This window comes from Brevibacterium aurantiacum, from assembly GCF_003932995.1.
Taxonomy (GTDB): Bacteria; Actinomycetota; Actinomycetes; order Actinomycetales; family Brevibacteriaceae; genus Brevibacterium; species Brevibacterium aurantiacum.
On record NZ_CP025333.1, the window covers coordinates 1,379,835 to 1,393,965 of the forward strand.

General features: G+C 63.1%; 14 protein-coding genes. 12 read left to right on the top strand and 2 right to left on the bottom strand.

Annotated features, from left to right (window positions below):
- Positions 1-11 precede the first annotated feature (11 nt).
- A complete protein-coding gene (locus CXR25_RS06425) occupies positions 12-386 on the bottom strand; it encodes a hypothetical protein (protein ID WP_114385067.1) in 375 nt (124 codons plus the stop codon).
- A gap of 201 nt (positions 387-587) precedes the next feature.
- Between CXR25_RS06425 and CXR25_RS06430 the strand changes: the two genes are divergently transcribed.
- The 11 genes from CXR25_RS06430 to CXR25_RS06480 all read left to right on the top strand — a co-directional run bounded on the left by CXR25_RS06430 (position 588) and on the right by CXR25_RS06480 (position 12,677).
- The gene (locus CXR25_RS06430; RefSeq protein WP_009883977.1) at positions 588-2,180 is read left to right on the top strand and encodes a peptide chain release factor 3; all 1,593 of its coding nucleotides are present in this window, start codon (positions 588-590) and stop codon (positions 2,178-2,180) included.
- A gap of 204 nt (positions 2,181-2,384) precedes the next feature.
- Positions 2,385-3,470 (top strand): inositol-3-phosphate synthase, encoded by a 1,086-nt coding sequence (locus CXR25_RS06435; RefSeq protein ID WP_029417319.1) that lies wholly within the window; start codon positions 2,385-2,387, stop codon positions 3,468-3,470.
- A 288-nt stretch (positions 3,471-3,758) separates the two neighbouring features.
- Positions 3,759-5,342: an AbgT family transporter gene (locus tag CXR25_RS06440; protein ID WP_096161609.1), complete on the top strand. Its 1,584-nt coding sequence runs from the start codon at positions 3,759-3,761 to the stop codon at positions 5,340-5,342.
- A 235-nt stretch (positions 5,343-5,577) separates the two neighbouring features.
- Positions 5,578-6,372 (top strand): Bax inhibitor-1/YccA family protein, encoded by a 795-nt coding sequence (locus CXR25_RS06445; RefSeq protein ID WP_069599829.1) that lies wholly within the window; start codon positions 5,578-5,580, stop codon positions 6,370-6,372.
- Between the two features lie 262 nt (positions 6,373-6,634).
- A complete protein-coding gene (locus CXR25_RS06450; RefSeq protein WP_096158503.1) occupies positions 6,635-7,537 on the top strand; it encodes a dihydrodipicolinate synthase family protein in 903 nt (300 codons plus the stop codon).
- Positions 7,530-7,925: an aldehyde dehydrogenase family protein gene (locus CXR25_RS06455; RefSeq protein ID WP_009885281.1), complete on the top strand. Its 396-nt coding sequence runs from the start codon at positions 7,530-7,532 to the stop codon at positions 7,923-7,925. The genes CXR25_RS06450 and CXR25_RS06455 overlap by 8 nt, the downstream gene beginning before the upstream one ends.
- Before the next feature lie 71 nt (positions 7,926-7,996).
- Positions 7,997-8,344, top strand: a complete 348-nt coding sequence (locus CXR25_RS06460; protein ID WP_009885280.1) for a hypothetical protein — start codon at positions 7,997-7,999, stop codon at positions 8,342-8,344.
- Positions 8,345-8,471: 127 nt separating this feature from the next.
- Positions 8,472-10,064, top strand: a complete 1,593-nt coding sequence (locus tag CXR25_RS06465) for a molybdopterin-dependent oxidoreductase (protein WP_096161611.1) — start codon at positions 8,472-8,474, stop codon at positions 10,062-10,064.
- A 207-nt stretch (positions 10,065-10,271) separates the two neighbouring features.
- Positions 10,272-10,475: a hypothetical protein gene (locus CXR25_RS06470; RefSeq protein WP_009885278.1), complete on the top strand. Its 204-nt coding sequence runs from the start codon at positions 10,272-10,274 to the stop codon at positions 10,473-10,475.
- Positions 10,472-12,010, top strand: a complete 1,539-nt coding sequence (locus tag CXR25_RS06475; protein WP_009885277.1) for a sodium/proline symporter — start codon at positions 10,472-10,474, stop codon at positions 12,008-12,010. The genes CXR25_RS06470 and CXR25_RS06475 overlap by 4 nt, the downstream gene beginning before the upstream one ends.
- On the top strand, positions 12,003-12,677 hold the full coding sequence (locus tag CXR25_RS06480; protein WP_096177496.1) for a hypothetical protein: 675 nt from the start codon (positions 12,003-12,005) through the stop codon (positions 12,675-12,677). The genes CXR25_RS06475 and CXR25_RS06480 overlap by 8 nt, the downstream gene beginning before the upstream one ends.
- Positions 12,678-12,733: 56 nt before the next feature.
- On the opposite strand, the gene CXR25_RS06485 is transcribed toward CXR25_RS06480, so the two are convergent.
- Positions 12,734-13,144: a VOC family protein gene (locus tag CXR25_RS06485; protein ID WP_164513800.1), complete on the bottom strand. Its 411-nt coding sequence runs from the start codon at positions 13,142-13,144 to the stop codon at positions 12,734-12,736.
- A gap of 18 nt (positions 13,145-13,162) precedes the next feature.
- On the opposite strand from CXR25_RS06485, the gene CXR25_RS06490 reads away from it, so the two are divergent.
- Positions 13,163-14,086 carry a helix-turn-helix domain-containing protein gene (locus CXR25_RS06490; protein WP_069599834.1) on the top strand — a complete coding sequence of 308 codons (924 nt, stop codon included), beginning with the start codon at positions 13,163-13,165 and terminating at the stop codon, positions 14,084-14,086.
- The last annotated feature ends 45 nt before the right edge of the window (positions 14,087-14,131 follow it).

Sequence of the window (14,131 nt, forward strand, 5' to 3'; positions counted from 1 at the left end):
TGGGGTCGAGTCTAGGCGGGGGCCGTGGTGAAGTAGCCGGCGAAGAGCCACCAGATCGGGAGGATCGCCGCGGCGAGGAAAGCCGCGACGGCCCACCAGATGCGCCACTTCCAGGTGCGCCTGCGGGTGCCGAAGAAGAGGAACACGAGATAGAAGACGAGACAGAACGCACCGGAGAGACTGAGCATCACCATGCCGGTGGCGAACCATGCGGAGGTTTCGATGTCGAACATGTACTTCGTGTACTGCCCCATCGAGAGCGAGAACTTGATCGCCAGCACCAGGAAGGGGATGCCGAGGAGTGCCGCCAAGATCAGCGGCAGGGCCTTGAGCAGGCGTTCCTTCGGTTCAGAGCGTCCGGCGTATTCAACAAATTCCTCGTTCATCGCCATCCAGCATAAACGTGGAATCCGACAGGACGCTGGACGACTGGCTGGCGCCCACTGCAACACTGGGCCTGCCAGCGACGCTGGGTCTGCCAGCGACACCGTCGGAGATACGGACGCAAAGCTCCCCGACAGGCGTTCAAAGACAACTGTGACTGACCGGACACCCGGTCGGGGACAGAAGAGGGATAAGATATTTTGGTGACTTCTGGCCAGTATTCTGACAAGGACATTCGAACCCAGGCGGACCGCCGCCGGACGTTCGCTGTCATTTCGCACCCCGACGCGGGTAAATCGACGACCACCGAGGCGCTCGCCCTGCATGCGCGAGCCATCGGCAAGGCCGGCGCCACCCACGGCAAGGCCGGTCGCCGCGCCACCGTCTCCGACTGGATGAAGATGGAGCAGGACCGCGGAATCTCGATCTCCTCGGCGGCACTGCAGTTCGAGTACCGGGACGCGGTCTTCAACCTCGTCGACACCCCGGGACACGCTGACTTCTCCGAGGACACCTACCGTGTGCTCTCTGCCGTCGACTGCGCAGTGATGCTCATCGATGCGGCCAAGGGCCTCGAGGCCCAGACCATGAAGCTCTTCGAAGTCTGTGCCCACCGGGGCATCCCGATCATCACCGTGATCAACAAATGGGACCGTGCCGGTCTCGACGCTCTGGAGCTCATGGACGAGGTTCAGGAACGCACCGGCCTGCTGCCTACTCCGCTGACCTGGCCGGTCGGACAGTCCGGTGACTTCAGGGGAGTCCTCGACCGACTCACCGGCGACTACACGAAGTACGACCGCACCGATGCCGGTGCCAACATCGCCGGAGAAGAGACCTATTCGGCGGACAAGGCCATCGAGCTCGAAGGCGATGCCTGGCAGACCGCCGCCGACGAATCCGATCTCCTCGACATGGAAGATCAGAACCACGACCAGGAGACATTCCTCGCCGGCAAATCGACCCCGGTGATGTTCGCCTCCGCCGTGCTCAACTTCGGCATTCACAAACTCCTCGATATGCTCGTCGACCTGGCACCTGCTGCAGAGGCACGTCTGGACAAGGACGATGAGCCCCGCGACGTGGCCGACCCGTTCTCCGGATTCGTCTTCAAGGTCCAGGCCGGTATGGACTCCAACCACCGTGACCGCCTGGCCTACATCCGCGTCTGCTCGGGCGTCTTCGAACGCGGTTCCGTGCTCACCCACGCCGCGACCGGGAAACCCTTCGCCACGAAGTACGCGCAGCAGGTCTTCGGCCGTGACCGTGATGTCGTCGACGAAGCCTTCCCGGGCGACGTCGTCGGTTTGGTCAACGCCAGCGCACTGCGCGTGGGCGATTCGCTGTACTTGGACAAGAAGGTCGAATTCCCCGGCATTCCGACCTTCTCACCCGAGCACTTCATGGTGATCAGGGCCAAGGACTCCTCGAAGTACAAGCAGTTCCGCCGCGGCATCGAACAGCTCGATCACGAGGGTGTCATTCAGGTGCTGCGCTCAGACCTGCGCGGTGACCAGGCTCCTGTCCTCGGCGCCGTGGGCCCGATGCAGTTCGAGGTTGCCGAAGACCGGATGAACAACGAGTTCCACGCACCCTGCTCACTTGAGCGCCTCAACTTCTCCCTGGCCCGTCGCACCACACCGGAATGTGTGCCGACCTTGGCCAGAGAACGGTCGGTGGAGGTTCTGCACCGTTCCGACGGTGAGCTGCTCGCCCTCTTCTCGGACAGATGGCGACTCCAAGGCGTGCAGAAGAACCATCCGGATCTGGTTCTGGAGCCGCTCGTCGTCAGCTGAGTACACACACCGCGAACGGCCGTGCCAAGAGCACGAGCGCTCGCATGCCTCGGAATTCGACGAGGAGGTCCGCTGTTTCGATGAGAGGCCTCGCCGTTTTGACGAGGACATTAAGATGAATAGTCGGGGTCATTTCAAGGTGGCCCCAGTTGGGGAGACCTGACGCTCGGGGAGACCCGAAATGACAAAGGAGATATCACAGACGTGGGAACGAAATCGATTCGAGTCGCGATTGCCGGATTGGGCAACTGCGCCTCTTCCCTGATCCAAGGTGTTGAGTATTACCGGGACGCAGCTCCGGGCAGTAAAGTACCGGGACTCATGCACGTGGAATTCGGGGACTATCACGTCGGTGATATCGAATTCGTCGCCGCATTCGATGTCGACGACAAGAAGGTCGGTGCCGATATCGCCGAGGCGATCGTCGCCAGTGAGAACAACACGATCAAAATCGCCGACGTCCCCTCGACCGGGGTCCAGGTGCAGCGCGGACCGACTCTGGACGGACTCGGCGAGTACTACCGCGAGACCATCGTCGAATCAGACGTCGAACCCGTCGACGTCGCTCAGGCTCTGCGTGATGCGCGCGCCGACGTCCTCGTCTGCTACCTGCCCGTGGGTTCGCAGGAGGCCGTGGAGTTCTACGCACAGGCCGCCATCGACGCGAAGGTCGCCTTCGTCAATGCCCTCCCGGTCTTCATCGCCGGCACCAAGGAGTGGGACGAGAAGTTCCGCGCCGCCGGTGTGCCCATCGTCGGTGACGACATCAAGAGCCAGATCGGTGCGACCATCACCCACCGTGTGATGGCCAAACTGTTCGAAGACCGCGGCGTCGTCCTCGACCGCACCTACCAGCTCAATGTCGGCGGCAACATGGACTTCAAGAACATGCTCGAGCGCAAGCGCCTCGAATCGAAGAAGATCTCGAAGACTCAGGCCGTAACCTCGAACACCTCGGCCGAGCTCGAACCTCGCAATGTCCACATCGGCCCCAGTGACTACATTGAGTGGCTCGACGACCGCAAATGGGCCTTCGTCCGCCTCGAGGGCCGCAACTTCGGCGATGCCCCCGTGTCTCTTGAGTACAAGCTCGAGGTCTGGGACTCGCCGAACTCGGCCGGAGTCATCATCGATGCCGTCCGTGCGGCGAAGATCGGCCTCGACCGCGGTGTCGGCGGTGCCCTCATCTCCGCATCGTCGTACTTCATGAAGTCACCCCCTGAGCAGAAGGGCGACGACGCAGCCCATGACGCAGTCGAAGCCTTCATCCAAGGAAACCTCGAGCGCTGAGCTAAGTACCGCAGCATACTGAGAATGCCGATCACACGTTCGTGTGGTCGGCATTCTTTCTGTCCCCGTTTCTCAGTACCGGGCGTACGGATGCTCCTCGACCACCTCGGCGAATGCTGCAGTCGATCCAGGATATGAGATTGCCTCGCCGCAATCGGTGTTGTCCATAACACTGAGAACTTGCACACAGTGGTCCCTGCCACACAATGATCATGATCGACCGCCGAGGTGGGCGGCTTAATCGGGATCACCTGCACACCCTTTTCGACGAGTCACCGAGGAGCATCGATGTCGCGCAATGCCGCTGTCAACGACACGAAACCGAAGAAGCCGGCCGAGCTCAGCTGGCTGATGCGTCTGCTGGTCGTCATCGAGAAGGCCGGAAACAAGCTGCCGCACCCCTTCTGGCTGTTCCTGTCCCTGGCCGTAGTGGTCATGGCGCTCTCGGCGATCTTCTCCGCCACCGGTCTGCAGGCAGTCAACCCGGCCACCGAAGAGACGGTGACGGTGACCAACCTCTTCAGCACAGAGTCCCTACGCGAGATCGTCGCGGGAGCCACGAACAACTTCGTCACGTTCCCACCGCTGGGCCTCGTCCTCATCGTGCTCATCGGTGTCGCCGTGGCAGAGCAGTCCGGACTGATCCCGGCAATGCTGCGCGGCACGATCGCCGGTGCCTCACCGAAGTGGATCACCTTCATCGTCGCACTCGCCGGCACTGCGGCATCGATTGCCTCCGACGCCTCATACATGATCATGATTCCCCTCGGCGGACTCGCGTTCAAGGCGGTGGGGCGCAATCCGATGCTCGGCTGCCTCGTCGCCTACGCTGCAACCTCGGGTGGGTATTCGGCAGCACCGATGGTCAACTCAATGGATACGATCCTCGGCGGTCTCTCCACCTCGGCGGCACAGATCATCGACCCGGACTACGTGGTCAGCCCGCTCGCGAACTTCTACTTCAACTTCATCTCGATGTTCGTAGTCGCAGCCGCCGTCACCCTCGTCACCGAACTGCTGCTGTCGAAGCGAGCCGACCAGATCGAACTCGACGAACCCGACGAGAACGATCCCGAGAACTTCGACGTCAAGATGGCGCTGGACTCCAAAGAGAAGCGCGGCATGGTCATCGCAGTCCTGTCCATCGTCGCCTGCGCCGCGATCCTGTTCTTCCTCGCACTGCCGAAGGGATCGTTCCTGCGAGACGAAGCCGGTGGATTCGGTCCCGAATCGGGGCTCATGGCAGGAATCGCCGCCATCATCGGCTTCGGGTTCTTCATCGTCGGCATCGTCTACGGCTACGCCACCGGATCGATCAAGAAGACCTCGGACATTCCCGACATGATGGGCAAGGGACTCCTGCCCTTCGTCCCGGTCATCGTCCTCTTCTTCGCAGCCAGCCAGTTCCTGGCGCTGTTCAAGATGTCCAGCCTCGGCGAGATCCTCGCAATCAAGGGAGCCGAGTTCTTCGGCTCACTCGAGACGGGAACATTCGTCATCCTCCTCGGCGGATGGCTGCTCGTCGCCCTCGGCGCACTGTTCCTGACATCAGGCTCAGGACTGTGGACACTCATGGCGCCGGTTCTCGTGCCGATGTTCATGCTCCTGTCCATCTCCCCGGAGACCACGCAGGCCCTGTACCGCATCGGTGACTCGACGACGAACATCATCTCGCCGATGAGCCCCTACTTCGTCGTCGTCCTCGGCTTCATCCAGAGGTACAAGCGAGACGCCGGAATCGGCACCGTGCTGTCCTTCACCATTCCGCTCTCATTCGCAATGTTCGTCCTCTGGGGACTGCTCTTCTTCATCTGGTGGTCCATCGGAATTCCCTGGGGACCCGGTTCGGCCACGAGCTACCACATGGGCTGAGGTCTCAGTCGAGTGACCACACCTGCCACGAAAACAACATCTGCCGTGGAAACGGGAATAATCGACCCCGCGGCCGGCGTTACGATCGTGCAACGCTCGTTGACTTGAGCGCAGGACCATCAGTGACTGTCCAGCTCAAGTGACTAGACTGAGACTATGAAACAACTCTCGTGCGGCATGTCGTCTGTGCGAGCAACCTGCTCAGATCGAAAGGATCTCGACCGTGAGTAACCCCATGATGAACCGGGCCCTCAACCAGGGAGTCCAGGCCGGCCGCAACGAACCGGTCATGTCCGACCAGGAACTCAACAACCTGTTCGACCAGCCCGCCGCGCAGAACCGCAACGCCGGTCCGCAGACCGCCGAACGCGCGATGACCTACGACGACGTGATGATGAAGACCGGTGTGCTCTTCGCCATTCTTCTCGCTGGTGCCGTCGTCGGCTGGTTCGTTCCAGTCCTTGCCCTTCCCGCGATGCTCATCGCCCTGGTCCTCGGCCTGGTCAACGCGTTCAAGAAGGAACCGAGCAAGGCCCTGATCATCGGCTATGCGGTCTTTGAGGGCGTCTTCCTCGGCGGCATCTCCGCGATCTTCGAAGCCCAGTTCTCCGGCATCGTCCTCCAGGCCGTTCTGGCCACGCTCTGCGTCTTCGGCGTCATGCTCGCCCTGTTCAAGTTCCAGGGTGTGCGCTTCGGCTCGAAGATGAAGAAGTTCATGCTCATCGCCGTCGGCGGTTATGCCATCTTCTCGCTCATCAACTTCGGCATCGCGATGTTCACCGGCACCGGTGGCGCCCGCAGCGTCGAAATCAACATCATGGGAATGACCTTCCCCTTGGGTGTCATCATCGGCATCGTCGCCACCGTGCTCGCAGCCATGACACTCATCATGGACTTCCAGATGATCGAACAGGGTGTGAAGCAGCGGATCCCGGAGAAGTACTCCTGGATGTGCGCCTTCTCCCTCATGGTCACCCTCGTGTGGCTCTACATCGAAATCCTGCGCCTCATCTCCTACTTCAGAAACTAGGAGCGCATCGCCTGCCTCACGGACACCACCGAACGGCGGCGACAGCAGCGAAGCGAAGGGCGGATTCCCAGACAGGGAGTCCGCCCTTCGTCGTATCTGAAACGGTGCGTCGGAGCTGAAGCGCCGAGGTTGTTGGTGCGTTTGTGCACCACGGTCTGTAGCTCCGGGCATTGAAGCCCACCGTCTGTCTTCATAGGCTCGCAGTGTCGGAACCAGCAGAACTTCACCGCAGAAGCAGCGCCGAGAGAAGGATGATCCCATCATGAGCGGACCGAACATGCGCGGCGTCTTCGCCGTTCCCACCACCCCCTTCGATTCGAGCGGGGCGCAGAGCGCCGAGCAGACCGCCGCTGGCGTCGAATCCGTGCTCGCTGCCGGAGTCACTGGAATCCTGTGCCTCGGCGCCACGGGGGAGGCCCTGGCACTGAGCCGGCAGGAACGCGATGCCCAGATCCGCACGGTGGTCGACACTGCAGCCGGCCGCGCCCACGTCGTCGTCGGCTGCATGGCCTACACCCCGACGGAGGTGAGCGCACAGATTGCACAGGCACAGCAGCTGGGCGCCGACGCGGCGATGATCACCCCGCCCTTCTACGGTGGGCTCGAACCCGATACGGCCGTCGCCGCACTGCACACGGTCATGTCCACATCCGAGCTGCCGGTCATGGTCTACAACAACCCGCACTCGACGGGGACCGACCTTCTGCCCCAGCACCTCGGGACACTGCTCGACACCGGCAGCTTCTGGAGCGTGAAGGAGACCTCCGGAGCAGCCACAAGAATCCGTGAGCTGCGCGATGAACTGGGCACCGACGTCGAGGTGTTCGTCGGCGCCGACGGCATCGCGCTCGAAGGATTCACCCAAGGTGCCAGCGGCTGGGTCGCGGCCTCCGCCTGGCTCCTGCCGCGACAGTGCCAACAGCTGTGGGATTTTTCGAACCAGGGCAGGTGGGACGAGGCCGTGGCACTGTGGAATCAACTGGCCGGTCCGCTGGGACAGATCGAAGACAGTCCCGCCTTCATCTCCCTCATCAAACAGACGCTGAGCCGGCGCGGGGCTGAGCAGGGCCCCGTCCGTGCTCCGCTGCCCACCGCAGCACCCGACACCGTCGACGCGCTGCTGGCAGCGATCACCGCCATGGAGAAGGAGACCGCACATGTCTGAGAAGAGCGAACTCGCCGTCACCCGCATCCTCGAGGGCAACCTCGGCGTGCATATGAATGGTCGCAGCCTTCCCGGTGAAGGGCCGCACATCGATCTCATCTCCCCGATGACAGGAACCGCGCTGGGGTCACTAGCGGAGGCCTCGACAGCTCAGCTCGACGCTGCGGTCGGGCATGCCCGCCAGGCGTTTGCTTCCGGTCCGTGGGCCCGCGATGCTGCATACCGGGCAGGCGTTCTGCGCAGCCTCGCCGAGGCTGTTGAGGCAGATGCGGAGGTCATCGCCCATCTCGATGCCGTCGAGGCGGGAAAGGTGTTCGCCGGCAGCGTCAGCGAGGATGTCCCGGACGTCGTGGCGAATCTGCGCTTCTTCGCCGTCCCCGGGGAGTGAAAAGTTACAAGCCAACCGCGGGGACGGGCCCGACCTCGGGAACGCGCGTGCACCCGGACTATCATGGGCTCATGAGCACAGCAGAGGCGGATCTTGAGACCGAGGTTCGGCGTCTGCGCATCCGCATCATCGGCCTCAACCCTCGCCAGCTCGCCGAGGCGGGTCCGAATTCTCCCGCCACCGACGCTGGCACCATGTCCAGGAGAGGCACCATCACCGAGGCGCTCGCGCAGTTCTCGGCGATCGGCTCTGATGGTCGTAGCGTCCCCGACCTGGGGGATCAGAGCTTAGCTGACCAGGTCGTCGTCCTCATCGAAGACGGAATGGCATCGACCAAGGCACTCCCGGAAGAATCTCGGCAGGAACGACTGGAAGCGCTGCTCGAAACAGCGATTCGACTCCGTCGCGAACTCGCCTAGTTCCCTTCTCCACCGCGGCCCCGCGAGGCGACGTCATCGATCTGTAAGGTTTTCCGCCCCCTCCGGAAGCCGCAGACGAGGATAATCAACAGCACCAGCCGCTGTCCCGAGAAGGTGTGCACCCTTGATGACCGATCGCCGTCCACTGCTCTTCACCCTCGCAGGCATCGTCGCGACCCTCGTGTACTTCGGCGCCGGCGAGTTCATCTCCGGTGCCTTCTCCGCCACCTCGGCGCCGCTGCTGATCCTGGGACAGACGATCATCCCACTCGTACCCACCGCGATGATCAAGACTGCCATCAGCATCTTCGGGACGAACGACAAGCTCGCCCTCGTCATCACCCTCGTCATCGTCGGAGCGATCCTCGGCGGCGTGATCGGCCGGATCGGCCTGCACCGGCGGGCGCTGTCATTCGTGCTCCTCATCGGCCTCGGCATCCTGCCGGTCGTATTGCTGTTGAGCACAGGAGGATCGTTCCTCGACGCGGTTCCGGCACTCTTAGGGGTGGGGCTGGGATGTGCCGTCTATGTGGGGCTCATCCGCTTCGCCGGTCGGGCCGAGCAGCTCTCCGGTGGCCCAGTCGACAACGACGTGAAGCTCGACGCGGACGCCCATTCCGGCACAGACTTACACCCCGGCACCGACCGGCGTGCCTTCTTCGGTCTGGCTGCGGGACTGAGCGTGGTCGGAATCGCCGCCATCGCGGCCGGACAGTCCGCCGCGGTCCTCGCCCGAAATGCGGCAGGAGCGGTGACGAAACTGGTGCTGCCACGGCCGGCCACCTCGGCGCCTAAGGTCCCGGCAGGAGCAGATCTGAACATCGAGGGACTCGCCCCGATCATCACCCCCAACGACGACTTCTACCGCATCGACACCGCGCTCATCCCGCCGTCCGTTGACGCTGCGTCCTGGTCACTGCGCATCCACGGAATGGTCGACGAGGAAGTCACGATCACGATGGACGAACTGCTCGAACTGCCACTGGAAGAGCACCGAGTCAGCCTGACCTGTGTCTCGAACGAGGTCGGCGGTGACCTCGTCGGCAACGCCACGTGGCTCGGGTACCCGGTGCGCGAACTGTTCAAACGTGCCAAACCTCAGGACGGGGCAGACATGGTGCTCTCGACCTCCGATGACGGCTTCACCGCCTCCACACCACTTGAAACGCTCACCGATGATCGAGCGTCGCTGCTGGCCGTGGGCATGAACGGCGAACCGCTGCCCCGCGACCACGGCTTCCCCGCCCGACTCGTCGTGCCCGGACTCTACGGCTTCGTCTCCGCGACCAAATGGGTCACCGAACTCGAAGTCACCCGCTTCGCCGACAAGGAGGCCTACTGGACGACGCGCGGCTGGTCCACCCACGGGCCCGTCCTCGTGGCCTCAAGGGTCGACGTTCCCCGCGCCGGTGCCCAGGTCAACCCGAACAAAGACGGCCAGATCGTCACCGCAGGCATGGCCTGGGCCCAACACGTCGGCATCGCCGAGGTACGAGTGCGCATCGACAGCGGAGACTGGCACACCGCCGAACTGAGCGAAGAGCTGAACTCTGACACCTGGCGGCAGTGGCGGTGTGCCTTCGATGACCTTGAGTCGGGCAGCCACACCGTGACGGTGCGAGCGGTCGATGCTGACGGCAACGTCCAGATCTCCGAACGCAGGCCCGCGATCCCCGGCAGCGCCACCGGTCTCCACGACAGGGACTTCACCGTCGCCTGAGCAGCCGAGTCACACCTGCGGACAGTCAAAAGCCGAGGCTGTCGGACCGCTGGGCCGAGAAGCTTGAGAACTATCTGACAAAACGTTGTATTCTCACCTCAACATGGTGGTGAGCGCCGTGGAAGCCCAGGTCGCCCCGCGCAGCCTGTGGCTCGGCACGGTTCCGACACCGCCAACCCTGTTCAGCGACACAACGAGGTGGTCTCAATGTTCGGTCTCCCGGCGGCAACCGTCGCCATCATCTTCGGCATCCCCGCAATATGGGTGATCTACACGCTCGTCTTCGTCTACCTCTCCCGTGGCTGGAAGGCCGAGGACGTCGCCGAGGACAAGCTCACAGCGGGCGGATCCGGTCCAACCACCTCGGCGCCGGGCCACCGCTCCGAGCCTGAGAACGGGGGAATGGCATGAACCTCGAAACCTGGTTCCTCGTCATCTACTTCATCGCCATGGCCGGCATCGGCGTGTGGACGCTCAAGATCGGCAACAAGGACAGCGAAGGCTACCTTCTGGGCGGGCGCAGCCTCGGTCCGGCAGTGACCGCACTGCGTCTGCAGTCCTCATCGATGTCGGGCTACATGTTCCTCGGCGCCGGCTCCCTGGCCTACACCAAGGGCTACTTCTCACTCTGGTACGCGATGGGTGACATCGGCGGCGGCGTACTCAACCTGTCGATCCTGGGCAGGCGAATGCGCAAGCTCTCCCAGATCCTGGGGTCGCTGACCTCGATCGAATACCTCGAGCACCGGTACCCATCGCCGTGGATCCGCGCGATTGCCGCTCCGGTCGCCGTGTTCTGCATCTTCTTCTACGTCATGAGCCAGTTCATCGCCGGCGGTCGCGGCCTGGAGATGGTCACCGGCATCCCGTACGCGTGGGCGCTGCTCATCGCCGTCGGAGTCATCGTCTTCTACACGTTCCTCGGCGGCTACCTGGCCGTGGCCTACACCGACTTCGTCCAAGCGATCATCATGCTCATCGGCATGGTCTGGATCCTCATCGGCACGATGCAGGCAGTGGGCGGATGGACCGCCGGAAACAATGCCGTCGGCGAGATCAACCCGAACCTGCTGACCATGTGGGGACCCGACGGCTTCGGCTCCGTACAGTGGGGCGTCATCATCGGTGCAGTCCTCGTCTTCTCCATCGGCTACATGGGCTGGCCGCACGTCAACGTCAGTCACATGGCCATGAAACGGCCCTCGGTCGCGCGCACAGCGAGCATGTACGCCACCGGCTTCAACCTGCTCTTCATTCCCGCGCCCTACATCGTGGGCATCATGGCGCTCATCCTCCTGCCCAACCTCGACAACCCGGAGCTCGCGGTCTTCCAGGTCGCGGACACCGTGCTGCCAAACTTCGCCGTGGGCATCGTCATGGCAGGCATCATGGCGGCCATCATGTCCACCGCGGACGCGCTGCTGCTGCAGTCGGGCACGATCGCCAGCCAGGACCTGTTCCAGCGCTTCATTAAGAAGGACATGTCCGACAGCCAGTCGGTGTGGGTCTCACGCTTCACCGTCCTCATCCTCGCCATCATCGGCTACATCGTGGCCGTCAACGATCCACCGGCCGTCGCCGAGGTGGTCATCTTCTCCACTACCGTGCTCGGTGCCGCATTCGTCCCCGTCTACGTCGCCGCAGCCTGGTGGAAGAAGGCCAACGTTCCCGGGGCCATCTCCTCAATGGTCTTGGGCACCGTGTCCTCGGTCGTCTGGCAGCTGACCGGACTCGTCGACGTCACCGGCGTCGACCCGATGGGCATCGGCATCGTCTGCTCGACCCTGGCACTCATCCTCGTGTCCCTGGCCACGCAGAAGTCCCACCCGGTGCCGGCACATGTTGTCGCGGCGTTGAAGGAGACCGACAAGATCGGTGCTATCCCGGCTCACATGCTCACCGGGCAGAACGATGCGCTGGCAGCACAGGTGCCCAAGGATGCGTGAACAGCCGGGACCCGGTGCTGATCGGAGAGAGGAACCGTCCGATCAGACTACCGGGGCTGCTCAGCCGGCAGGTATCACTGAGCCTGCACTGCGTCTGACTCCGCACATCACCGACGCCGAGGCGCTCGCCGTGTTCGCGCGCAAGCTCCCCGGCGCTCAGGCCGAGGTCCGACAAGTCATTCATCCTTTCTGGTGGACGGTGCTCAGCGCCCGCACTCGAGGTATCTTCGGTCGCTCCCGGAAGAAGTCGTTGAGCAGTGGTGCTGCGGGTGCCGGTGCGGGTTCGGGGCCTGGGGTCGGGCAGCGGATGAACGTCCTCGTCAACGCGTATTCGGGCAAGGGCTTCATCGCCGACTTCGAACCAATCGGAACGCCTGTCGACGCTGCCGTGTGGGACGCTGCACTCGAAGCATCGGACCAGGCTGGTCCGAGACCGAGTCTCTTCGAGGTCTCGCGAACGGCCCGTTCACTGGTGCGGACCAAGGTGCTCAAGACGGTGAAGCTGGGCATGGGAATCACCCTCGATGAGGCGGCGCCACCTCGGGGGATCCTCAAGCCGAATTGGATAGTGACCGGAGCCAATGAGAAGTTCGCGGCGACGATCCTTGTCGACGGACTCGATTCCTCCCATTACATCGTGAGGGTGGAGAAGCTCGAACAGGACTGACAGGCGTCCCCGCGGGGACGCCTCGATGGAACAGTGACCGTGGCGGTACGGATGCGTCAGCCCCAGTTCTTCGCGTCGGTGAGGCAGAACGGGTGGCCGGCGGGATCGAGGAGGACGACCCAGGTGTCTCCGGGCTGCGGATCGGCGCGGGTGGCTCCGAGTTCGATGCAGCTGGCGGCCGCGGCCTCGATGTCATCGGCAGCGAGGTCGAAGTGGAACTGCTTGTGCCCGTCGTCGGGCCAGTCCGGGCGCTTGTGGTCCGGGATCGTCCCGATACCCAGGGCATTGCTGGGGCCGGTGAGCATTGCGTAATTTTCATCGGAATACGCCACAGGCCAACCCAGCACGGCCGAATAGAAGTCGCCGAGTGCCGCAGCGTCGGGGGCGTCGAGGGTGACCATCGCGAGCTTCGCGACAGGGGTGCTCGCAGTGGTGGAATCGGTGGTTTTCATCTCTGTGTCAGTCATGTCTGCCATTCTGGTCCCATGGACGACGTCGTCGATAGGAAAAACCCGCCACACAGCAAGCAAGCCTCGCCTCCCGACCACTTCTACGGGCGGGTGCTCAAACCCGCTCAGATGATCGAGCACGCTCATTATTCGGCCGTCACCGAGGTGGCCGCTGAGTTGCGCCCGTGGGTGAAACGGTATTGGGCGGTGAATTGGGATCTGTCGGACGGAGAGCGTTATCAGACGGCGACGGTTTCGGAGCCGACGATCAATCTCACCGTCGAATACGGTGACATCCATCGGGCAAATACGAGCGGTCCAGGTATCTGGCTGACTGGTCCGGTGACTGGGCAGCGGTTCGATGTCGGGCTCTTCGGTCGCGGTGGTGTCGTCGGAGTCAACTTCCACCTCGGCGGGACTGTGGCCTTCGCGAACGAAGCGCCCGCGACGATTCGGGATACGACGGTGCCTGCGCGGAGCTGGTTCCCGGGCATCGATGAGGCCCTGGCTGTCATGGATGAGCAAACAGTCGGCGAAGGCCTCGGCGTCGCAGATGGCCTGGCTGCAGCTGTCGGGGTCATCGAGGGTTGGCTGTTGTCATTCCGCCCGCAGATGACGAAGGGCTATGCCAGGTTTCGCCAGATCCTCGGTCTGCTCGATGATCCGACGATCATCAGCCTCGGCGAGTTGGCGGTTCGCACCGACACCAGCGAACGGTCGCTGCAGCGGCTGTTTCAGGAGCACTGTGGTGTCGGGGTCAAGCAGATCCTGGTCCGTGCCCGGATCAGGGACGCCATCGCCGCACTCGACCGGGGGTGGGATGGAGCATTCGGCGATCTGGCCGCGGAACTCGGGTGGTTCGACCAGTCTCACTTCACCGCGGACTTCCATCGGGTCACCGGATACACGCCGAGCGAATATCTCAGCGCTAAAGAGAGGAGCGGACAGTCACAGCAGTGAATCAGGGTGGTGCGGAAAGAGCCGTGCCAGGCGCAGTCGGGACCA